We start from the raw sequence: 20696 nt of genomic DNA, 5'->3' as shown, positions 1-20696 counted from the left end.
AATAAGAAGAAGGAGGTGGTTCATGTTCAAGAAGACTCTAGGCGCTGTGGCGCTGGCGATGGCATTCAGCAGCGTGGCGCTGGCCGAGGAAGTCAAGATCGGCTTCCTGGTCAAGCAGGCCGAAGAACCCTGGTTCCAGACCGAATGGGCCTTCGCCGAAAAAGCCGGCAAGGACCAAGGCTTCACCGTGATCAAGATCGCCGTGCCCGACGGCGAAAAAACCCTCTCGGCCATCGACACCCTGGCCGCCAACGGCGCCAAGGGCTTTGTGATCTGCCCGCCGGACGTGTCCCTGGGCCCGGCGATCATGGCCAAGGCCAAGCTCAATAACCTTAAAGTGCTGGCGGTAGACGACCGTTTCGTCGACGCCAAGGGCAAGCCCATGGAAGACGTGCCCTACGTCGGCCTGGACGCCTACAAGATCGGCCAGAAACAGGGCGAGGCCATGGCCACCGAGGCGAAAAAACGCGGTTGGGATTGGAAAGAAACCTACGCCGTGATCAACACCTTCGACGAGCTGGAAACCGGCAAGAAACGCACCGACGGTTCGGTAGAAGGCCTCAAGGCCGCCGGCCTGCCGGCTGACCATATCCTGTTCAGCGCGCAGAAAACCCTCGACGTCCCCGGCAGCATGGATTCCACCAACTCAGCCCTGGTGAAACTGCCCGGCACCGCGAAAAACCTGCTGATCGGCGGCATGAACGACAGCACCGTACTCGGAGGCGTGCGCGCCACTGAAAGCGCCGGCTTCAAGGCGGCCAACGTGATTGGCGTGGGTATCAACGGCACCGACGCCATTGAGGAGCTTAAGAAGTCAGATACCGGTTTCTACGGCTCGATGCTGCTGAGCCCGGACGCGTCCGGCTACAAAACCGCCAGCGCGATGTTCGAGTGGGTCACCAAAGGCACCGAGCCGGCCAAGTTCACCGCGCTGGATAACGTCACCCTGATTACCCGCGCCAACTTCAAGGAAGAGTTGAGCAAAATCGGGCTGTGGAAATGACCGGCGCGGCCCTGCGTTTCAACGGCATCGGCAAGGAGTTTCCCGGTGTCAAAGCCCTGGCGCAGATCAGCTTTGAAGCGCGGCCGCGTGAGGTGCATGCGCTGATGGGCGAGAACGGCGCGGGCAAGTCGACACTGCTGAAAATCCTCGGCGGCGCCTACCTGCCGAGCAGCGGCACGCTGCAGATCGGCGAGCAGACCATGGACTTCAAGAGTGCTGCCGACAGCATTGCCAGCGGCGTGGCGGTGATCCACCAGGAACTGCACCTGGTGCCGGAAATGAGCGTGGCCGAGAACCTCTTCCTCGGGCATTTGCCGACGCGTTTTGGTGTGGTCAATCGCAGCCTGCTGCGCAAGCAGGCGTTGGCGTGCCTTAAAGGCCTGGCCGATGAAATCGACCCGGACGAGAAGCTCGGGCGCCTGTCCCTTGGTCAGCGCCAACTGGTGGAAATCGCCAAGGCGCTGTCGCGTGGTGCCCATGTGATTGCCTTCGATGAGCCCACCAGCAGCCTGTCCGCGCGGGAAATCGACCGGCTGATGGCAATCATCACGCGCCTGCGCGATGAGGGCAAAGTGGTGTTGTACGTGTCACATCGCATGGAAGAAGTGTTCCGCATCTGCAACGCGGTCACGGTGTTCAAGGACGGCCGGTACGTGCGCACCTTTGACGACATGAGCACGCTGAGCCACGACCAGTTGGTGACCTGCATGGTCGGCCGCGATATCCAGGATATCTATGACTACCGCCCGCGTGAGCACGGCGAGGTGGCACTTAAAGTCCAGGGCTTGCTCGGCCCAGGCTTGCGCGAGGCGGTCAGCCTGCAGGTGCACAAGGGCGAGATTCTTGGCCTGTTCGGGCTGGTGGGGGCCGGGCGTACGGAGCTGTTCCGCTTGCTCAGTGGTTTGCAGCGCGCCAGTGCCGGCAGCCTGCAACTGTGCGGTGAAAACCTGCACCTGCGCTCGCCCCGTGATGCCATCGCCGCCGGCGTGCTGCTGTGCCCGGAAGACCGCAAAAAGGAAGGCATCATCCCGCTGTCCAGCGTCGCCGAAAACATCAATATCAGTGCGCGTGGTGCGCATTCGACCTTTGGCTGGCTGTTGCGTGAGGGCTGGGAAAAAGGCAACGCCGACCAGCAGATCAAGGCGATGAAAGTCAAAACGCCGAATGCTGAACAGAAAATCATGTACCTGTCCGGCGGCAATCAGCAGAAAGCCATTCTCGGCCGCTGGCTGTCGATGCCGATGAAAGTCTTGCTGCTGGACGAACCGACCCGTGGCATCGATATCGGCGCCAAGTCGGAGATCTACCAGATCATCCACAACCTGGCCGCCAGCGGCATTGCGGTGATCGTGGTGTCCAGCGATTTGATGGAAGTGATGGGCATCTCCGACCGCATCCTGGTGATGAGCGAAGGCGCCCTGACCGGCGAACTGACCCGCGACCAGGCAGATGAAGCACGCCTGCTGCAACTGGCACTCCCGCGTTCGCGGGCTTGAAGAATAAGAGGGTTTGGGTATGTCTGAAGTTAAAACTGCAAAGGGCTTCTGGCCGGGCTTCAACCAGCGCAAGTTCCTCGATGACTGGGTGATGCTGCTGGCGGCGTTGAGTATTTTTGTGCTCAGCGCGGTGTTTATCGACAACTTCCTCTCGCCGCTGAACATGCGTGGCCTGGGCCTGGCGATTTCGACCGTGGGCATCGCCGCGTGCACCATGCTGTTCTGCCTGGCGTCGGGGCACTTCGACTTGTCGGTGGGTTCGGTGATCGCCTGCGCGGGGGTGGTGGCCGGGATTGTGATCCGCGACACCGACAGCGTGGTGCTTGGCGTGTCGGCGGCCCTGGCCATGGGCCTGGTGGTGGGGCTGATCAACGGCATCGTGATTGCCAAGCTGCGTATCAATGCGTTGATCGCGACGCTGGCGACCATGCAGATCGTGCGCGGCCTGGCCTATATCTTCTCCAACGGCAAGGCCGTGGGTGTAATGGATGAAGGCTTCTTCGTGTTCGGCAACGGCCAACTGATGGGCGTGCCGGTGCCGATCATCATCACCATCGTGTGCTTTGTGTTCTTCGGCTGGCTGCTCAACTACACCACCTACGGGCGCAACACCATGGCCATCGGCGGCAACCAGGAAGCGGCGCTGCTGGCGGGCGTGAATGTCGACCGCACCAAGATCATCATCTTTGCCGTGCACGGGCTGGTCGGCGCACTGGCCGGGGTGATCCTTGCCTCGCGCATGACCTCGGGCCAGCCGATGATCGGCCAGGGTTTTGAGCTGACGGTGATTTCGGCCTGCGTCCTCGGCGGGGTATCGTTGAGCGGCGGCATCGGCATGATCCGCCATGTGATCGCCGGGGTGCTGATTCTGGCGATCATCGAGAATGCGATGAACCTGAAGAACATCGACACCTTTTACCAGTATGTGATCCGGGGTTCGATCCTGTTGCTGGCGGTCATTATCGACCGTATGAAACAGCGCTAGGCGCAGTTTTCAACAACACAGAGGTTCCAATGTGGGAGGGGCGGTGCGACGATTCGACTTGCCCCCGAATGCGGTGTGTCAGTCAACACATCGGTAGCTGACCCACCGTCATCGGGGGCAAGCCGAGTCGTCGCACCGCCCCTCCCACATTGGATCTCCAATGTATTGAAGGTTGGTATTTGCCATAATGCCCGCGCTTTCACACTTATAGGCCCGATATGCAGGAAACCGTCCAACCCCCCGTCAAAGACGCCGCGCCCACCGGCACCCAGACCCTGCTGCGTGGCCTGGGCGTGGTGCAAGCCGTGGCGGCTGGTGCGCGGGATCTCAAAGAGATCGCCCGGCGCATCGGCACCACCCGCAGCACCACGCACCGCCTGGCCAGTTGCCTGGTGGACGAGCGTTATCTGCGCGTGGTGCCGCAAGTCGGCTACCTGCTGGGGCCAAAATTGATCGAGCTGGGGTTTCAGGCGCGCGAAGAACTGCCGTTGGTGACCTTGGCCATACCGTATCTGGATGAGTTGTCGGCGCTGACCGGCGACACCATCCACCTGGCTATTCGCGAATATGACGACGTGCTCTACCTGCACAAGAACCCCGGCCGCAACGGCCCGGAAATGCGCTCGCGGGTTGGCCATCGCATGCCGTTGGCGCGCACGGGGATCGGCAAGGCGTTGTTGCTGGATGACACGGTGGAGGAGTGGCAGCGCCTGTACGAAGTCAGCCAGCCAGCGGGTGGGAAAAACCTGCAATGGCCGCAGCACCCGGAGCAGTCCTGGGCGCAGTTCGAGCAGCGCATGCGTGAGTATGTGGTGGGCGGTTACGCGTTCGACCTGGAAGACAACGAACCGTCGATCCGTTGTGTCGCAGCACCGGTGCGCGATGCCAGCCGGCGTATCGTCGCCGGCATCAGCATCGCCAGTACCGTGCCCTACATGCCGCTGGAAAAAATGGCCGAGCTGATCCCTGTGATCAAACAGGTTGCAGCGCGGCTGTCAGCGGAGTTGGGCGCGAAGGCCTGATCAGGCCTTCAGGGTCGCCATGTCGATGACAAAGCGGTACTTCACATCGCCGGCGATCATGCGGGCGTAGGCCTCGTTGATCTGGCGGATGTCGAGCATTTCGATGTCGCAGGTAATGTCATGCTCGGCGCAGAAATCCAGGACTTCCTGGGTTTCGGCAATGCCGCCGATCAACGAACCGGCCAGCACGCGGCGGCTCATTACCAACTTGCCGGCATGTACCGGTGGGTCTACAGGCTCGATCAGGCCGACCAGGATATGCACGCCGTCAAAGCGCAGGGTATCCAGGTAGGGGTTCAGGTCGTGCTGCACCGGGATGGTGTCCAGCAGGAAGTCGAAGCTGCCGGCAGCGGCTTTCATCTGCTCGGCATCGGTGGACACGATCACGTGATCGGCGCCTTGGCGACGGCCTTCCTCAGCCTTGCTCGCGGAGCGGGTGAACAGCGTGACTTCAGCACCCATCGCCTTGGCGAACTTGATGCCCATGTGGCCGAGGCCGCCCATGCCCAGAATGCCGACTTTATCGCCAGCCTTCACGCCGTAGTGCTTGAGCGGCGAGTAGGTGGTGATGCCTGCACACAGGATCGGCGCGGCACTGGCCAGGTCGAGCTTGGCCGGAATCTTCACCACAAAGTGCTCGCTGACCACGATGCTGTCGGAGTAGCCGCCCATGGTGTTGCTGCCGTCTACGCGGTCCGGGGTGGCGTAGGTCATGGTTGGGCCTTCGAGGCAGTATTGCTCCAGGTCCGACTTGCACGCGTCGCAGTGACGGCACGAATCGACCATGCAGCCCACGCCGACCAGGTCGCCGACTTTATGCGCGGTGACGCTGGCGCCGACGGCAGTGACTTTACCGACGATCTCGTGGCCCGGCATCAGCGGGTACACGGCGATGCCCCACTCGTTGCGTGCCTGGTGGATATCGGAGTGGCACACGCCGCAGTACAGGATTTCGATGGCCACGTCATCGGCGCGCGGGCTGCGGCGTTCGAACGACATGGGGGCGAGGGGAGTGGTGGCCGACTGGGCGGCATAACCGATGGCGGTGTACATGGGGAAAACCTCGCAAAAGCAGTGACAGGTAAGGCGGGCCATTCTCCGCGCCACCCCCCGGTGCGGCCATGGCGATTGCTCCGAACCTCATGCCTATTCGTCCGGCAGTGCCCTGTGTTTGGATGCATGTGCCCTCAGACCTGCGATGATGCTCTCATGCCTTTTTCGCGAAGTTTTTTGCCATGTTGTTGACCCGCCATCTCGACGCCAACGCCACGCTGGTTTCCTTGATTGAGGGGCTCACGCCCTGTGACGGTTTTTCGCCAACCCACCTGCCGGGCGTGCAGGTGTTGCGCGCCAGTTGCGACGTTGCACGTGGGCCGCAGATCTACGAGCCGAGCCTGATGTTTGTGGCCCAGGGCAGCAAAGTTGCCTATCTGGGCCCGCGTACCCTGGAGTACGGCGCCGGGCATTACCTGATCCAGGCGATGCCGGTGCCGTTCGAGTGCGAGACGTTCGCCATGGCGTCCGATGTGCCGCTGTACGGCGTAACGGTAGGCATCGACCGCGTGGTGCTGGGCGAATTGGTGATGGCCATGGGCATGCAAGCCGGGCCGCCGCCGACGGCGCAGACCTTGGAATCGATGAGTTCGGTGGTGCTCGATGACGCCATGCGCGGCTGCGTGGAGCGGCTGTTGCAGTGCCTGCACGATCCGCTGGAAAGCCGGATCATGGGCCCGGCGCGAGTGCGTGAATTGTTGTTTACCGCGCTGCGCGGGCCACAGGCCGATGTGCTGCGCGCATTGGTGGAGCAGCAGGGGCAGTTTTCGCGGATCGCCACGTCGTTGAATCACCTGCATGCGCATTACGCCGAGCCGCTGAATATCGAGACCTTGGCCGGTTATGCGCACATGAGTGCGTCGACGTTTCATGAGCACTTCAAGCGCTGCACCTTGTTGTCGCCGGTGCAGTACCTCAAGCGATTACGGCTGCTGAAGGCCCAGCAGTTGCTGCTGGTAGACGGCATGGGCGTGGCGCAGGCGGCGCACAGCGTGGGGTACCAGAGTACGTCGCAGTTCAGTCGCGAATACAAGCGCTACTTTTTGCGTAACCCCGGTGAAGAGCGGGCTGCCTGAATATCCCTGACACAATCAGGTTAAAAATGTGGGAGGGGCGGTGCGACGATTCGACTTGCCCCCGATAGCGGTGGGTCAGCTACAGATAGGCTGACTGACACACTGCCATCGGGGGCAAGTCGAATCGTCGCACCGCCCCTCCCACATTTGACCGAGTTAATTTACATATTCGGGTAAGTCGGCCCGCCCGCGCCTTCCGGCGTGACCCACGTGATGTTCTGCGAAGGGTCCTTGATGTCACAGGTCTTGCAGTGCACGCAGTTCTGGGCGTTGATCTGGAAGCGCTTCTCGCCGTCTTCCTTGGTGATCACCTCATACACGCCGGCCGGGCAGTAGCGTTGCGCCGGTTCATCGTAGAGCGGCAGGTTGGTGCCGATCGGGATGCTTGGGTCTTTCAACTTCAAGTGGCACGGCTGCTCTTCTTCGTGGTTGGTACCGGAGATGAACACCGAGCTCAGCTTGTCGAAGCTCAGCTTGCCGTCGGGCTTTGGATAGTCGATTTTCTTGCTGTCTTTGGCCAGCTTGAGGCAGGCGTAGTCCGGCTTGGTGTCGTGCAGGGTGAACGGCATTTTGCCGCCGAGGATGTTCTGGTCGAACCAGTTGAAGCCGGCGCCGATGATCGGGCCGAACTTGTGCATCGCCGGGCCGAAGTTGCGGCTGGCGAACAGTTCTTCGTAGAGCCAGCTGGATTTGAAGCTGTCGACGTAGGCGGTCAGTTCATCACCGCCTTCGGATTCGGCGAACAGGCGATCAGCCACCGCGTCGGCGGCGAGCATGCCGGACTTCATCGCGGTGTGGCTGCCTTTGATCTTGGCGAAGTTCAGGGTGCCGAGGTCGCAACCGATCAGCGCGCCGCCCTTGAAGACCATCTTCGGCAGCGAGTTCAGGCCGCCTTTGCAGATGGCGCGGGCGCCGTAGCTGATGCGCTTGCCGCCTTCCAGGTATTGGGCCAGCACCGGGTGGTGCTTGAGGCGCTGGAATTCATCGAACGGCGACAGGAAGGTGTTGCTGTAGGACAGGTCCACGATCAGGCCCACGACCACCTGGTTGTTTTCCAGGTGATAAAGGAACGAGCCGCCGGTGTTCTCGGCGCTCATGATGTCCAGCGGCCAACCGGCGGTGTGCACCACCAGGCCTGGCTGGTGCTTGGCCGGGTCGATTTCCCAGATTTCTTTCAAGCCGATGCCGTAGTGCTGGGCGTCGGCGTCGCTGTCCAGGTTGAAGCGCTGGATCAGTTGCTTGCCGATATGCCCACGGCAGCCTTCGGCGAACAGCGTGTATTTGCCACGCAGCTCCATGCCTGGGGTGTACACGCCTTCTTTCGGGTTGCCTTCGCGGTCGACGCCGAGGTCGCCGGTGATGATCCCGCGTACCACGCCGTTTTCATCGAACAGCGCTTCCTGCGCGGCAAAGCCTGGGTAGACTTCCACGCCGAGGTTCTCGGCCTGCTGGGCCAGCCAGCGGCACAGGTTGCCCAGGGAGATGATGTAGTTGCCTTCGTTGTGCATGGTCTTGGGCACAAAGAAGTCAGGAACCTTGGTGGAGGCTTCGGGGCTGCGCAGTACATAGATGTCATCGCGCACCACCGGGGTGTTGAGCGGGGCGCCGAGTTCTTTCCAGTCCGGAAACAGTTCGTTCAGGGCGCGTGGTTCAAACACCGCACCGGAGAGGATGTGGGCGCCGACTTCGGAGCCTTTCTCGACCACGCAGACGCTGATTTCTTTACCGGCTTCGGCGGCCTTCTGCTTCAGTCGGCAGGCGGCGGACAGGCCCGCCGGGCCAGCGCCGACGATGACCACGTCGAATTCCATGTATTCGCGTTCCACAGGCTATCTCCTACTCAAGGCTCAACAGGCTTTTTTTCTAATGGGTGGAGGTTCGGTGTCGTCTTGCGGCAACGGCAAGACCCACCTTTCTCTCTAGGTGGCGCATTATATATAGACCACTGTCAGCGTCCAATACAAACGTTTGTTTGAATTGCCCGCAGGCTAGGTAAATCAAAGCAACGCGGCTTATGACTGACCATTTTGCCGTATTGACCAGAATAGGCGTTCCGGTCAATATACGGTCGGTTTTGCGCTTACCGTAGGCAGACAGCAGGTTTCAAGAGCACGTCCAAAAGCAAGACGGATGACGCGGGCCAAAACACTGGCGCGCAGTTTACACGCCGCGATAAAGAATGACCTCTCAGTCACCACTGACGAACGGTCATCATTTCCCGTGAGCAGGGTCACTCGCCGAGGTTTTTGGAGGTGCCCTTGTGTGCCGATGAGCATCAACCGCCAGGTTCGCCTAGGCGACTTTCTTTTCACCGGAGAGTAACGAGGAATCCATGAAGGTTCTTGTAGCTGTCAAACGCGTTGTCGATTACAACGTGAAAGTTCGCGTCAAGGCGGACAATTCCGGCGTCGACCTTGCTAACGTCAAGATGTCGATGAACCCATTCTGTGAAATCGCCGTGGAAGAAGCCGTACGCCTGAAAGAAAAAGGCGTGGCGACTGAAATCGTCGTGGTTTCCATCGGCCCTACCACTGCTCAAGAGCAGCTGCGTACCGCCCTGGCGCTGGGCGCCGACCGCGCCGTGCTGGTTGAGTCCGCTGAAGAGCTGACCTCCCTGGCCGTGGCCAAGTTGCTCAAGGCCGTTGTCGACAAGGAACAGCCTCAGCTGGTGATCCTCGGCAAACAAGCCATCGACAGCGACAACAACCAGACTGGCCAGATGCTGGCTGCGCTGACCGGTTACGGCCAGGGCACCTTCGCCTCGAAAGTCGAAGTGAGCGGCGACAGCGTTGCCGTCACCCGCGAAATCGACGGCGGCGCACAGACGGTTTCCCTGAAACTGCCGGCCATCGTCACCACCGACCTGCGTTTGAACGAGCCGCGCTACGCGTCCCTGCCAAACATCATGAAAGCCAAGAAGAAGCCTCTCGAAGTGCTGACTCCGGACGCTTTGGGCGTTTCCACCGCCTCCACCAACAAGACCGTCAAAGTCGAAGCGCCGGCTGCACGCAGCGCGGGCATCAAGGTCAAGTCGGTGGCTGAACTGGTCGAGAAACTGAAAAACGAAGCGAAGGTGATCTGATCATGGCTATCCTCGTAATCGCCGAACACGACAACAAGGCGCTGGCCCCGGCCACCCTGAACACCGTGGCTGCTGCCGCGAAAATCGGTGGCGACATTCACGTGCTGGTAGCCGGTCAAGGCGCTGGCGCCGTGGCTGAAGCCGCTGCGAAAATCGCTGGCGTGAGCAAAGTGCTGCTGGCCGACAACGCCGCGTACGCTCACCAGTTGCCGGAAAACGTTGCTCCTCTGGTCGCAGAGCTGGGCGCCGGCTACAGCCACATCCTGGCTGCCGCCACTTCCAACGGCAAAAACATCCTGCCACGCGTTGCCGCGCAGTTGGACGTTGACCAGATCTCCGAGATCGTTTCGGTAGAAAGCGCCGACACCTTCAAGCGCCCGATCTACGCCGGTAACGCCATTGCCACCGTGCAATCGACCGCCGCGATCAAAGTGATCACCGTGCGTGCCACCGGTTTCGACCCGGTTGCTGCTGAAGGTGGTTCGGCTGCCGTTGAAGCCGTCGCTGCTGCCCACGACGCTGGCACTTCCAGCTTTGTTGGCGAAGAGCTGGCCAAGTCGGACCGCCCTGAGCTGACCGCTGCCAAGATCGTCGTTTCCGGCGGCCGTGGCATGCAGAACGGTGACAACTTCAAACACCTGTACGCCCTGGCTGACAAGCTCGGCGCTGCGGTCGGCGCTTCCCGCGCGGCCGTCGACGCAGGTTTCGTACCCAACGACATGCAGGTCGGCCAGACCGGCAAAATCGTTGCGCCACAGCTGTACATCGCGGTCGGTATCTCCGGCGCGATCCAGCACTTGGCCGGTATGAAAGACTCCAAAGTGATCGTCGCGATCAACAAGGACGAAGAAGCACCGATCTTCCAGGTGGCTGATTACGGCCTGGTTGCGGACTTGTTCGAAGCCGTACCTGAGTTGGAGAAGCTGGTCTAATCCAGTCGCTTCACTTATAAAGAGCCCGGTCTTGTGACCGGGCTTTTTTATTTTTGGAGGCATCGCCATGCAATTGCGCCACTGGACCGTATTGCTCGGTCTTACGCTACTGCCGGGCCTGACGCTGGCCGCCGGCAAGTGTGACCGCCTGGTGATCACCGGCAGCCCGGACGCGCCGCCCTTGCTCTGGCGTGACCCTCAGGACCCCACGCACCTGATCGGCGCCACCGCCGATGTGTTGCAGCAAGTGGCCAAGGAGTTGGGCCTCAAAGTCGACCTGCTCTATGGCGGCAAGCGCTCCCTGGCTTTGGATGAAGTGCGCAGCGGGCGCATGGACATCCTCGCCGATGCGCCGCTGAACCTGGGCGAACTGGACAGCCTCGACTACATCCACCCGGCGTTGGTGCAAACCGACTACCTGGTGTGGACACGCAAGGATTCGGCCTTGGCCTACACCATTGCGGCCGACCTGCATGGGCACAAGGGCGCCGTGTCGGAGCGCGCACGCTTGAGCCGCGAATTCGAGACCTTCGCCGGCCAGCAACTCAGCCTGCAACGTCTGCCCAGCCTGACTCCCGCGTTCCAGAAGCTGCTGCTCGGGGAAGTCGATTACGTGTTGGCCGGGCGTTATTCCGGCATGGCCATGGCGCAGACATTGGGCATGAGTAACGACCTGGTCGCCCGTGATATTCCCATCGACCAGCCCGGTCTGTACCTGGCGATTTCCCACAACTCGGCCTGCAATGATCCGTGGTTGCGCGGACAGCTCGCCAAAAAGATGACAGAATTGCCCGCGTCCGGTGTGACGGAAGCCGCGCTGCAGCGCAACCTCGAGCGTTGGAAAGCGCAATTGCAACAACCCGTCGGCACCCCAACAAAGTAGGGATTTTCAGTGACTCTTCGACCTCTTTTCGCGGCCCTCGCCGTTGTCGCTCTGGCGGGATGTGCAGCCGATCCTGCGCCGAATGAACAAATACGCCTCACCCAGCAAGCCTTGGAACAAGCCAATGCCGTGGGTGCCAGTGCCGACGAATCACCCGAATTGAAGCTGGCCGAAGATAAATTCGCCCAGGCCAAGGCCGACATGGCCGACCAATCCTACAAAGACGCGCGCATGCAGGCCGAACAGGCCGAGCTGGATGCACGCTTGGCCGAAGCTCGCGTGCTGACCCGCAAGAGCCAGGAGCAACTCAACGTGCTCAACACCCGCATCACGCGCCTGCGCAAGCAATTGCAGTTGGGGGAAGCCCAATGAGCCGGCGTTTGCGTTGTGTTGTGCTGCTGGGGGCTGCGGTACTCGGCGGTTGCGCCAGCCACCCGAGTGGCGAGCAGGCCTTGCAGCAGGCCGGCAGCGACTTCCAGAAGGTCAAGGAAGACGCCAATGTGTTGCGCATCGCGCCCAAGGACGTGATTCGCGCCGGTGAATCCCTGGCGCGTGCCGATCGCTTGTCCAGCTATTGGGGCAGCGGTGCGGACGTGGTGCATTACGCCTACCTGAGCCAGCGCTACAGTGCGATTGCCCGCGAACACACCGAACAGGCGCTCAACGAAGAGCGCGGCGCCAAGCTCGAACTGGAACGTCAGCGCCTGCAACTGGCCCTGCGTGAAAACAAGCTGATCAGCGTGCAGCAACAGGGCAAATGGCTTGAGGAACAGATCGCCAGCCTGGCCACTACCCAGACTGATCGCGGCCTGGTGATGACCCTGGGCGATGTGCTGTTCGACACCGGTGACGCCGAACTGAAAAACTCGGCCAACCGCATCGTGCTGAAAATCGTGCAGTTCCTGCAACTGAACCCCAAGCGCGTGGTGCGCATCGAGGGTTACGCCGACAACACGGGCGGTGAGCAGGAAAACCTCAAGCTGTCCCGCGACCGTGCGCAAGCAGTGGCTGATGTGCTGGTGGACCTGGGCATCGACGAAAAACGCATCCAGGTCGAAGGTTATGGCGACCAGTACCCGGTGGAAGCGAATGCCTCCGAGCGGGGCAGGGCGCAGAATCGTCGCGTGGAGATCGTGTTCTCCGACGAAAAAGGCCAGTTAGGCGCCGCTCGCTAACAGCCTGGTGTAGATCAGAAATGTGGGAGGGGGCTTGCCCCCGATGGCGGCGGTCAGTCAACCTCTTTGGTGACTGAAACTCCCTCATCGGGGGCAGGCCCCTCCCACATTTGTTTCTGTGTCTATCTGAAAATTCAGTCAGCCACCCCTACAGTTTTTACTGTCACTCCCGCCAGCGCTCGACTATTGTGGTAACTGTCCCCGTACACTTCTAAACTGTGCTGGTATGTTTCACACAAAAATAAAATACCCGTGAAATCGAGTGCTGCGTCATGACCAATCTGTTGCTTTACCAACGTATCGCCCAGCAACTGGCTGAGGATATCCGGCGCGGTGTCTATCAACCGGGTGAGCGCGTGCCTTCGGTGCGCAAGATGAGTTCCCAGCTCAACGTCAGCCATGCCACGGTGTTGCAGGCCTACGCCAACCTGGAAGACCAGGGGCTGATCCGGGCGCGGCCGCAGTCCGGCTATTACGTGCACCAGACACCGGCGCTGACCGCGCCGACGCCGGACATCGCCCGGGTCGAGCGCCCGGGGTTGGTTACCCGCAGCAGCATTATTCAACAGGTATTGGGCGAGTCGCGCCGTGAAGGCGTATTCCCGTTGGGCGCCGCCGTGCCGAGCGTCGACTACTTGCCGGTGCGCGCACTGCACCAGCAACTGGCCAAGGTCACGCGCTTCCAGAGCCCGCGCGCCTTCAGCTACATGTTCAGCCCCGGTTTCGAACCACTGCGCCGCCAGGTGGCGATTCGCATGCGTGATGCCGGCGTGGTGGTGGACCCTTCCGAAGTGGTGATTACCCACGGTTGCGTGGATGCGTTGCAGATGTCGCTGCGGGTGCTGACACGCCCTGGTGACCTGATTGCCGCTGAATCACCGACCTATTATGGCTTGCTGCAGCTGGCCGATCTGCTGGGCCTGAAGGTTATCGAGATTCCCAGCGACCCCGCCACCGGCATGAGCCTGGAAGCCCTGCAGCTGGCGGCCAACCAATGGTCGATCAAGGCCTTGGTGCTGACTACCCGCCTGAGCAATCCCTTGGGCGGCACCATGCCCGAAGAGCGGCAGAAACAGTTGCTGCGCCTGGCCTCGGATTTCGATATCCAGATCGTCGAGGACGATATCTACGGCGAGCTGATGTTCGAAGTGGGCCGCACCAAGGCCCTGAAAGCCTACGACCGCCTTGACCGGGTCATCTATTGCTCAAGCTTTTCGAAAACGCTGTCCCCAGGCGTGCGCATCGGTTGGATGATCGCCGGCAAGTACCAGCAGGAAATCCAGCGCCTGCAGATGTTCAGCACGCATTCGGCGTGCAGCGTCACCCAGATGGGCGTCGCCGCCTACCTGGAGAACGGCGGCTACGACCGGCACTTGCGCTACATCCGCCAGGAATACCGCAAGAACCTGAGCGCGTTCCAGCTGGCGGTGCAGCAGTACTTCCCGGAAGGCACCCAGATGACCCGTCCGACCGGCGGTTTTATCCTGTGGGTCAGTTTGCCTGGGCGGGTCAATACCCAGGAACTGCACGTGCGTGCACTGCAACAGGGCATCAGCATTGCGCCGGGGCTGATCTTCAGCAATACCGAGCAGTTCAACCACTGTATCCGCCTCAACTGCGGCACGCCGTGGAACCGCGAGGCGGAGCGGGCGCTGATGACGTTGGGCATGCTGGCCAGCCAGTTATGCCAGGAAACTGCGGCCGGCCTGCTGTAGATGAGGCACACAATGGGGACAGCTCCGATAGCTGGCTAATCACCGCGCTTGTCATGCCGCGCACAACAAGCGAGCATATGGCCCTCTGCCGTTAATGCTGTTGGCGATATGACCTCGATTGTTCGTGCTGCTTTGGTGATTGGCCTGTTAAGCCTGTGTAACGTTGGCACGGTGCTGGCGGCAGCCCCCGTGACTGACAGCAAGCCCGCTGCCAGCACCCAGCAGAAGACTCCCGCGAAAAAACCGGCTGCCGCCCAAAAAGCGGCGGTGGCGAAGAAAAAAGCCGCCACGGTTAAAAAACGCGCAGCGTCCAAATCATCCCGTGAAGTGGCGCAAACCCAATTGCCACCGGCACAGTTGGATCTGTCCCTGCCTTCGGACATGGTCCGGCACCTGCAACCCCTGGGCACCGTGCCCAAGCCCAAAAGTGTGCCGCTGCTGCCACCGATGTTTGGCGAGAAGCCCACCGACAACAGCGCGTTCCAGATCAACGGCCGCCTGCTCAGCAATGAGATGAAGCTGCAACTGCGCAACGAAGAGCGCCGTGAAGTGGAAGGCGCCGCGTTGGAATTCGAGTTCAAGCAGTAAACTTTTCCCACAGACGTGACGTCGCCCCTCGACCATCTGTCGCAGACTGGTCAGTCACATTTGTTTTGTGCGAAAAACCCCTGTTAGACCATTTTAAAACGGCTGTTTAAGGGCGTACTCTAGCCCGGCCATCCACATTGAGTCGTCGAGGACCTGCTGGTCATGAATTGCCGTGAAGGCTGTGGCGCTTGCTGCATCGCCCCCTCCATCAGTTCGCCATTACCGGGAATGCCACAGGGCAAACCGGCGGGCGAACGCTGCCTGCACCTGTCGGTCGAACAGCTATGCCAGCTGTTCGGGCAGCCGGAACGCCCGGCGGTGTGCAGTGAGTTCAAGGCGGATATCGAAGTCTGTGGTACCGACCAGGCCGATGCGATCCGGTTGATCGGCTGGTGGGAGCAGATGACGGCGGCTTGATGGGCTTTACTATCTGAACTTCAACAATAAGGAATACAACAATGGGTTCGCTGAAACGAATGGCTGTGTTGTGCGGTTTTACAGTGTTGTTTGCCGCCACTGCCCAGGCTGAAGATTGGCAAGTCGCCAAGGATGAAGACGGTATCAAAGTGTCCCTAAGCGAAATCGCCGGCTCCAAGTACAAGGCGTATCGCGGTGTAACAGTTATCAAGGCGCCCGTCGCCAAGATCGTCGCTCTGCAGGAAGACGTGGCCGGTGCCTGTTCCTGGATCCATGAGTGCAAATCGCAGAAACTGGTGGACAAGAAAGGTGACGAGAGTTGGACCTACACCCAATTCAAGGCCCCGTTCCCGGTGACGGATCGTGATTCCTACCTGCATATCACCACCAGCAAGGCGGCCGACGGCACCCTGACCCGCAAGCTGGAAGGTGTTCCGACCTACAAGCCTGAAGAAAAAGGCTACGTGCGCGTCGCCAAAGTCGACGGGTTCTGGAAACTGGTGCCCAAAGGCGACAACCAGACCGAAGTCACCTACCAGGTGCACACCGAGCCAGGCGGTAGCGTGCCTTCGTGGCTGGCCAACAAGTTCGTGGTGGATGCGCCGTTCAACACCTTGAAAGCCCTCAAGGAACACGCTGAAAAGTAAGTGCAGCTGATCCGGTGCCTCCGGCCTTGAGTGGAACGTTTGGTTAACCCTCAAGGTCCAGATAGTTGTGAGCCCACACGCGGGCTTTATCGAGGAGGCACCGATGCAAACGTGGCAAATTACCTTCGTTGATGATCACGGCGTGCAGACCGTGGAGCAGTTCACCTGCGAGCAAAAGCCCAGCCTCGAAGATGCGGCGCACATGATCCGCAACAAGCTGGTGCCGGTGGCTGCAGAGCTGGACCTCAATGACCTGGAAGGGCGCAAACCCGAGCCTACGGTCAAGATCCTCAAAGACCAGAACAGTATCCAGATCCTCGACATCTCGCCTGCCGCCTGAACAATCCCTGTATGCCCATCACACACCTCTGGTGGAGGTGATAGCTTCGCGCTACTCTGCAAATGAGATCAGCGAATGAATCGCTAAGGTCTGGTCTTGTCAGCTACATGCTTGTTTTCCAGCGGTGTTGTATGTGCCGTAGCTCCCGCGCCAGTAGGGCGCGGGCTTCGGGAAGCACGGAAAGTCTATCCATCAATTCGAGGAGCACTTTTCATGAGCACAGCCTATCAAGAAGACATCAGCACCAACGTTCTGCGCCGCATGAAAGAAGGCGGCTTCGACTTCTCGCGTTTCCACCCCATCGAGTTCTACGCCATATTCCCGGATGAGGAACGGGCGCGCAGGGCTGCGGGTGAGTTTCGTGGGGAATCCCTGAATGCCCAGGTCAGCGCGCGCGACGATGGCGCCTGGTACCTGGAACTGAGCAAGATCATGTTCGCAACCTACGACGGCATAGGAGACTTCGAGCAGGACTTTGAGGCGGTGGTCGAGCCTCTGGGCGGCATCATCGAAGGATGGGGCGTCAAGCAGGAGGTGCGTGGGTTACCCATGTAAATTACGCTATTGATTCGCATGAAAACCGCAGCGTATCGGCTGACCTTTGGGTCGGCCGATTTTGTTTGTGCTGTGTGAAAACTACTCGGAACTTGTCATCACTTTTTCAGCACCAAAAAAAAGCCACCCAAAGCAGGGTGGCCTAAAGGGAAGAGCGGTGCGCTGAAGACTGTTCAGCAGATGATGGCAATTATCCGCAGGTGTGGCCGGGCAGTGAAATCAACTCTGACTATGCTGTTGATAGCCAAAGCCCGCATTGCGATGAAGCGCGCGGGGAGGCACCGGGCATTCTGCGCACCAGGACGGTGCGGCCAGAACCTGGTGGTAATTCAACTCACTGATTCTTAAGTGTTTATGCCGCTGGCACGGGCCTTGCGATAGTTCTTGCGTCCGGGTGACAAGGAGTTCGGCATGATCCGCACTTATTACGACGAAATGTACGACGGGGCAGGGCAGGTTCGCCCCCATTACCGCGAATTCGCCCGCTGGTTGGCTGAAACCCCGGCTGAACTGCTGGCCCAGCGCCGGCGCGAAGCCGATTTGCTGTTTCACCGCGCGGGTATCACCTTCACCTTGTACGGCGACGAGCAGGGCACCGAGCGCCTGATTCCCTTTGACACCATCCCGCGCAGCATCCCCGCCAGCGAATGGCGTATGGTCGAGCGCGGCTGTATCCAGCGGGTCAAGGCCCTGAACATGTTTCTGGCCGACCTTTACCGCGACCAGCGCATCATCAAGGCCGGGATTATCCCTGCCGAACAGGTACTGGCCAACGAGCAGTACCAGTTGGCAATGCAGGGGCTCAACCTGCACCGCGATCTGTATTCCCACATCTCCGGGGTCGACCTCGTACGCGATGGCGACGGCAGTTACTACGTGCTGGAAGACAACCTGCGTACCCCGAGCGGTGTCAGCTACATGCTCGAAGACCGCAAAATGATGATGCGCCTGTTCCCCGAACTGTTCGCCGCCCAGCGCATTGCTCCCATCGACCATTACCCCAACCTGTTGCTCGACACCCTGAAAAGCTCCAGCCCCCTGGATAACCCCAGCGTGGTGGTGCTGACCCCGGGGCGTTTCAACAGCGCGTTTTTTGAACATGCCTTTTTAGCCCGGGAAATGGGCGTGGAACTGGTAGAGGGCGCCGACCTGTTTGTGCGTGATGACCGCGTGTTCATGCGCACCACCGACGGCCCCAAGGCCGTGGATGTGATCTACCGTCGCCTCGACGATGCGTTCCTCGACCCGCTGGCGTTCAACCCGGACTCCATGCTCGGCGTGCCCGGCCTGCTGGCGGCTTATCGCTCGGGCAATGTGGTACTGGCGAATGCCATCGGCACCGGGGTGGCGGATGACAAGTCGGTGTACCCCTTCGTCACCGAGATGATCCGTTTTTACCTGGACGAAGAGCCGATCCTGCAGAACGTTCCTACCTTTCAATGCCGTAAGCCTGAGGAACTGTCCCACGTGCTGGCCAACTTGCCAGAGCTGGTGGTCAAGGAAACCCAAGGCTCCGGCGGCTACGGCATGCTTGTTGGGCCGGCCTCCACGGCAGCGGAAATCGAAGCCTTCCGCGCCCGCATCAAAGCCAAGCCCCACGCCTATATCGCACAACCGACGCTGTGTTTATCCACCTGCCCCACCTTTGTCGAAAACGGCATCGCGCCCCGGCATATCGACCTGCGCCCGTTCGTGTTATCGGGCAAGGAAACCCGCGTGGTGCCCGGCGGCTTGACCCGCGTGGCGTTGCGGGAGGGTTCGCTGGTGGTCAACTCGTCCCAGGGCGGTGGCACCAAAGACACCTGGGTGGTCGAGGATTGAAATATGTTGAGTAGAACTGCCTCGGATCTGTACTGGATGTCGCGCTACCTGGAGCGTGCGGAAAACCTCGCACGCATGCTCGATGTCAGTTATTCGCTGTCGCTGATGCCCCAGGATGGGCGCGGTGACGGCCTACATGAATTGGCCATGCCGCTGTTGATCACCGGCACTCTGGAGGACTATCTCGAGCGCCACGGTGAACTGCACGCCGAACGCCTGCTGCACTTCTTCGCGCTGGACGCGGCCAACCCGGCGAGCATCTACAGTTGCCTCGGTGCTGCGCGGGCCAGTGCCCATGCCGTGCGTGGGCGAATTACCGCAGACATGTGGGAAAACATCAACGCCACCTGGCTGGATATCCGCGATATCGCCCAACAGGGCTTGAGCCGCTACGGCATGAGCCGGTTCTGTGAATGGGTCAAGGAGCGTTCCCACCTGTTCCGGGGGGCCACCTACGGCACCATCATGCGTAACGACGCGTTCCGGTTTATTCGCCTGGGCACCTTTATCGAACGCGCCGACAACACCCTGCGCCTGCTGGATGCGCGCTATGAAATGGCCGGCGACCAAGCCAGCGCTGTCACCGATGGCACCGCCCACGCCTACTATCAATGGAGTGCCTTGCTGCGCGCATTGTCGTCGTTTGAGGCCTATACCGAGATTTACCGCGACGCGCCTGGTGCCCGCCAAGTCGCAGAGCTGTTGCTGTTGCGCGCCGACGTACCGCGCTCGCTGCGCGCGTGCAGTGAAGAGATCGACCAGATCCTCGCCAGCCTGCCTGGCCTCAATGGTCGTCCGGCGCAGCGCCTGGCCGCCGAGATGGACGCGCGCCTGCGCTTTACCGCCATCGATGAAATCCTCGAGGAAGGCCTGCACGCTTGGCTGACCGACTTTATCCCTCTGGTGCGCCAACTGGGCGACGCCATCTACAGTTCCTACCTGGAGGCCGCATGAGACTCTCCATCAGCCACGAAACCACCTACCACTACGAGGACCAGGTGCGCGCCAGCATCCAATACCTGCGCCTCACGCCCCACGACAGCGAGCGCCAGCATGTGCTCAGCTGGCAGCTGGACCTGCCACGCCCGGTGCGCGCCCAGGTCGACCCGTTCGGTAACATCCTGCATGTGCTGACCCTGGACGAACCCCACGACGCCATCATCATCGGCGCACGTGGCCAGGTGGACATCGACGAATTACGCGAGGCCGAGCATGAGAGCCAATCGGCCTTTCCGTTCCTGCGGTGCACGCGTCTGACCGAACCCGACGAGGCGTTGCGCGGTTTTGCTCAGCAGCACTGCCACCAGCGGCGTGATCGCAGCGCATTGATCGACTTGATGCACGCCCTCCACCAGGCAATGGCCTACACGCCAGGCGCCACCGAGGTCGACACCTGCGCCGCTGCAGCCTTCGCCGGGCAGGCAGGCGTGTGCCAGGACCACACCCACGCGTTTCTGGCCTGCGCGCGCAGCCTGGGGATTCCGGCGCGGTATGTGTCGGGGTATTTGTACACCGAGGACAGCACGCACCTGGCCAGCCATGCCTGGGCCGAAGCCTGGCTGGATGACGCCTGGTACAGCTTTGACGTAACCAACCAACTGGCCCGCCCGGAGCGGCATTTGAAACTGGCCGTGGGCCTGGACTACCTCGACGCCTGCCCCGTGCGCGGCATGCGCCGTGGCGGCGGGCATGAGCAGATGCATGCCAAGGTATTCGTGGCGCCGACGCCGGTGATCTCCGTGCAGCAACAATAGCGCAACGCGCTCGCCACAGGGAGGTGTGTTGACCTGATACAGAGAGGCACAACGGAACATCTTCTGTGGCGAGCGGGCTTGCCCGCGTTGGGCCGCGAAGCGGCCCCAAGACCTGCGCCTGAGGAGTCCTGACACAGCGCATTTACCTTTAG

The 20696-nt window shown here is 60.8% G+C and carries 21 protein-coding genes; 19 read left to right on the top strand and 2 right to left on the bottom strand.

Annotated features, from left to right (window positions below; translation table 11 throughout):
• Positions 1–22 precede the first annotated feature (22 nt).
• From CXQ82_RS23635 to CXQ82_RS23620, 4 genes are all read left to right on the top strand, one after another.
• The gene (locus CXQ82_RS23635) at positions 23–1003 is read left to right on the top strand and encodes a substrate-binding domain-containing protein (protein WP_101272542.1); all 981 of its coding nucleotides are present in this window, start codon (positions 23–25) and stop codon (positions 1001–1003) included.
• Positions 1000–2499: an L-arabinose ABC transporter ATP-binding protein AraG gene (araG, locus tag CXQ82_RS23630; RefSeq protein ID WP_101272541.1), complete on the top strand. Its 1500-nt coding sequence runs from the start codon at positions 1000–1002 to the stop codon at positions 2497–2499. The genes CXQ82_RS23635 and araG overlap by 4 nt, the downstream gene beginning before the upstream one ends.
• A 19-nt stretch (positions 2500–2518) precedes the next feature.
• A complete protein-coding gene (gene araH, locus CXQ82_RS23625; protein WP_101272540.1) occupies positions 2519–3484 on the top strand; it encodes an L-arabinose ABC transporter permease AraH in 966 nt (321 codons plus the stop codon).
• A gap of 218 nt (positions 3485–3702) precedes the next feature.
• Positions 3703–4506 (top strand): IclR family transcriptional regulator, encoded by an 804-nt coding sequence (locus tag CXQ82_RS23620; RefSeq protein WP_101272539.1) that lies wholly within the window; start codon positions 3703–3705, stop codon positions 4504–4506.
• Here CXQ82_RS23620 and CXQ82_RS23615 read toward each other — a convergent pair whose 3' ends face one another.
• A complete protein-coding gene (locus CXQ82_RS23615) occupies positions 4507–5559 on the bottom strand; it encodes an NAD(P)-dependent alcohol dehydrogenase (RefSeq protein ID WP_101272538.1) in 1053 nt (350 codons plus the stop codon).
• A gap of 182 nt (positions 5560–5741) precedes the next feature.
• On the opposite strand from CXQ82_RS23615, the gene CXQ82_RS23610 reads away from it, so the two are divergent.
• A complete protein-coding gene (locus CXQ82_RS23610; protein WP_101272537.1) occupies positions 5742–6635 on the top strand; it encodes an AraC family transcriptional regulator in 894 nt (297 codons plus the stop codon).
• 161 nt (positions 6636–6796) lie between these two features.
• Here CXQ82_RS23610 and CXQ82_RS23605 read toward each other — a convergent pair whose 3' ends face one another.
• Positions 6797–8461, bottom strand: coding sequence for an electron transfer flavoprotein-ubiquinone oxidoreductase (locus tag CXQ82_RS23605; protein ID WP_010208416.1), 1665 nt, complete (start codon positions 8459–8461; stop codon positions 6797–6799).
• A 506-nt stretch (positions 8462–8967) separates the two neighbouring features.
• Between CXQ82_RS23605 and CXQ82_RS23600 the strand changes: the two genes are divergently transcribed.
• The 14 genes from CXQ82_RS23600 to CXQ82_RS23535 all read left to right on the top strand — a co-directional run bounded on the left by CXQ82_RS23600 (position 8968) and on the right by CXQ82_RS23535 (position 20544).
• Entirely contained in the window at positions 8968–9717 is a 750-nt protein-coding gene (locus CXQ82_RS23600) for an electron transfer flavoprotein subunit beta/FixA family protein (RefSeq protein ID WP_084378987.1), read from the top strand.
• A 2-nt stretch (positions 9718–9719) separates the two neighbouring features.
• Positions 9720–10649, top strand: coding sequence for an electron transfer flavoprotein subunit alpha/FixB family protein (locus tag CXQ82_RS23595; RefSeq protein WP_101272536.1), 930 nt, complete (start codon positions 9720–9722; stop codon positions 10647–10649).
• Between the two features lie 67 nt (positions 10650–10716).
• On the top strand, positions 10717–11532 hold the full coding sequence (locus CXQ82_RS23590) for an ABC transporter substrate-binding protein (protein WP_101272535.1): 816 nt from the start codon (positions 10717–10719) through the stop codon (positions 11530–11532).
• Positions 11533–11541: 9 nt separating this feature from the next.
• On the top strand, positions 11542–11904 hold the full coding sequence (locus CXQ82_RS23585; RefSeq protein ID WP_101272534.1) for a DUF4398 domain-containing protein: 363 nt from the start codon (positions 11542–11544) through the stop codon (positions 11902–11904).
• Complete coding sequence (locus CXQ82_RS23580; RefSeq protein ID WP_101272533.1) at positions 11901–12707, top strand: OmpA family protein; 807 nt, start codon at positions 11901–11903, stop codon at positions 12705–12707. The genes CXQ82_RS23585 and CXQ82_RS23580 overlap by 4 nt, the downstream gene beginning before the upstream one ends.
• 272 nt (positions 12708–12979) lie before the next feature.
• Positions 12980–14422, top strand: a complete 1443-nt coding sequence (locus CXQ82_RS23575) for a PLP-dependent aminotransferase family protein (RefSeq protein ID WP_101272532.1) — start codon at positions 12980–12982, stop codon at positions 14420–14422.
• Between the two features lie 108 nt (positions 14423–14530).
• The gene (locus tag CXQ82_RS23570) at positions 14531–15010 is read left to right on the top strand and encodes a translation initiation factor 2 (protein ID WP_101272531.1); all 480 of its coding nucleotides are present in this window, start codon (positions 14531–14533) and stop codon (positions 15008–15010) included.
• Between the two features lie 162 nt (positions 15011–15172).
• A complete protein-coding gene (locus CXQ82_RS23565; RefSeq protein WP_049711955.1) occupies positions 15173–15427 on the top strand; it encodes a YkgJ family cysteine cluster protein in 255 nt (84 codons plus the stop codon).
• Positions 15428–15468: 41 nt separating this feature from the next.
• Positions 15469–16074 (top strand): START domain-containing protein, encoded by a 606-nt coding sequence (locus CXQ82_RS23560; RefSeq protein WP_101272530.1) that lies wholly within the window; start codon positions 15469–15471, stop codon positions 16072–16074.
• A 103-nt stretch (positions 16075–16177) separates the two neighbouring features.
• Positions 16178–16414 carry a hypothetical protein gene (locus CXQ82_RS23555; RefSeq protein ID WP_101272529.1) on the top strand — a complete coding sequence of 79 codons (237 nt, stop codon included), beginning with the start codon at positions 16178–16180 and terminating at the stop codon, positions 16412–16414.
• Between the two features lie 213 nt (positions 16415–16627).
• Positions 16628–16969: a ribonuclease E inhibitor RraB gene (locus tag CXQ82_RS23550; RefSeq protein WP_015885395.1), complete on the top strand. Its 342-nt coding sequence runs from the start codon at positions 16628–16630 to the stop codon at positions 16967–16969.
• A gap of 411 nt (positions 16970–17380) precedes the next feature.
• Positions 17381–18790, top strand: coding sequence for a circularly permuted type 2 ATP-grasp protein (locus CXQ82_RS23545; RefSeq protein WP_101272528.1), 1410 nt, complete (start codon positions 17381–17383; stop codon positions 18788–18790).
• A gap of 3 nt (positions 18791–18793) precedes the next feature.
• Positions 18794–19744: an alpha-E domain-containing protein gene (locus CXQ82_RS23540; protein ID WP_101272527.1), complete on the top strand. Its 951-nt coding sequence runs from the start codon at positions 18794–18796 to the stop codon at positions 19742–19744.
• Positions 19741–20544, top strand: a complete 804-nt coding sequence (locus CXQ82_RS23535) for a transglutaminase family protein (protein WP_101272526.1) — start codon at positions 19741–19743, stop codon at positions 20542–20544. Before CXQ82_RS23540 ends, CXQ82_RS23535 begins: the two co-directional genes overlap by 4 nt.
• Positions 20545–20696 lie beyond the last annotated feature (152 nt).

This window comes from Pseudomonas sp. S09G 359 (genome assembly GCF_002843605.1).
Lineage (GTDB): Bacteria > Pseudomonadota > Gammaproteobacteria > Pseudomonadales > Pseudomonadaceae > Aquipseudomonas.
This window is presented reverse-complemented; position numbering and strand designations above follow the sequence as displayed.

Excerpts from the sequence above, each read along its gene's own strand:
- CXQ82_RS23565 (WP_049711955.1), top strand. The coding sequence starts at position 15,173 with ATGAATTGCCGTGAAGGCTGTGGCGCTTGCTGCATCGCCCCCTCCATC.
- CXQ82_RS23580 (WP_101272533.1), top strand. The coding sequence starts at position 11,901 with ATGAGCCGGCGTTTGCGTTGTGTTGTGCTGCTGGGGGCTGCGGTACTC.
- araG (WP_101272541.1), top strand. The coding sequence starts at position 1,000 with ATGACCGGCGCGGCCCTGCGTTTCAACGGCATCGGCAAGGAGTTTCCC.
- CXQ82_RS23550 (WP_015885395.1), top strand. The coding sequence starts at position 16,628 with ATGAGCACAGCCTATCAAGAAGACATCAGCACCAACGTTCTGCGCCGC.
- CXQ82_RS23590 (WP_101272535.1), top strand. The coding sequence starts at position 10,717 with ATGCAATTGCGCCACTGGACCGTATTGCTCGGTCTTACGCTACTGCCG.
- CXQ82_RS23600 (WP_084378987.1), top strand. The coding sequence starts at position 8,968 with ATGAAGGTTCTTGTAGCTGTCAAACGCGTTGTCGATTACAACGTGAAA.
- CXQ82_RS23595 (WP_101272536.1), top strand. The coding sequence starts at position 9,720 with ATGGCTATCCTCGTAATCGCCGAACACGACAACAAGGCGCTGGCCCCG.
- CXQ82_RS23555 (WP_101272529.1), top strand. The coding sequence starts at position 16,178 with ATGCAAACGTGGCAAATTACCTTCGTTGATGATCACGGCGTGCAGACC.
- CXQ82_RS23615 (WP_101272538.1), bottom strand. The coding sequence starts at position 5,559 with ATGTACACCGCCATCGGTTATGCCGCCCAGTCGGCCACCACTCCCCTC.
- CXQ82_RS23540 (WP_101272527.1), top strand. The coding sequence starts at position 18,794 with ATGTTGAGTAGAACTGCCTCGGATCTGTACTGGATGTCGCGCTACCTG.
- araH (WP_101272540.1), top strand. The coding sequence starts at position 2,519 with ATGTCTGAAGTTAAAACTGCAAAGGGCTTCTGGCCGGGCTTCAACCAG.
- CXQ82_RS23560 (WP_101272530.1), top strand. The coding sequence starts at position 15,469 with ATGGGTTCGCTGAAACGAATGGCTGTGTTGTGCGGTTTTACAGTGTTG.
- CXQ82_RS23545 (WP_101272528.1), top strand. The coding sequence starts at position 17,381 with ATGATCCGCACTTATTACGACGAAATGTACGACGGGGCAGGGCAGGTT.
- CXQ82_RS23575 (WP_101272532.1), top strand. The coding sequence starts at position 12,980 with ATGACCAATCTGTTGCTTTACCAACGTATCGCCCAGCAACTGGCTGAG.
- CXQ82_RS23570 (WP_101272531.1), top strand. The coding sequence starts at position 14,531 with ATGACCTCGATTGTTCGTGCTGCTTTGGTGATTGGCCTGTTAAGCCTG.
- CXQ82_RS23635 (WP_101272542.1), top strand. The coding sequence starts at position 23 with ATGTTCAAGAAGACTCTAGGCGCTGTGGCGCTGGCGATGGCATTCAGC.
- CXQ82_RS23535 (WP_101272526.1), top strand. The coding sequence starts at position 19,741 with ATGAGACTCTCCATCAGCCACGAAACCACCTACCACTACGAGGACCAG.
- CXQ82_RS23610 (WP_101272537.1), top strand. The coding sequence starts at position 5,742 with ATGTTGTTGACCCGCCATCTCGACGCCAACGCCACGCTGGTTTCCTTG.
- CXQ82_RS23620 (WP_101272539.1), top strand. The coding sequence starts at position 3,703 with ATGCAGGAAACCGTCCAACCCCCCGTCAAAGACGCCGCGCCCACCGGC.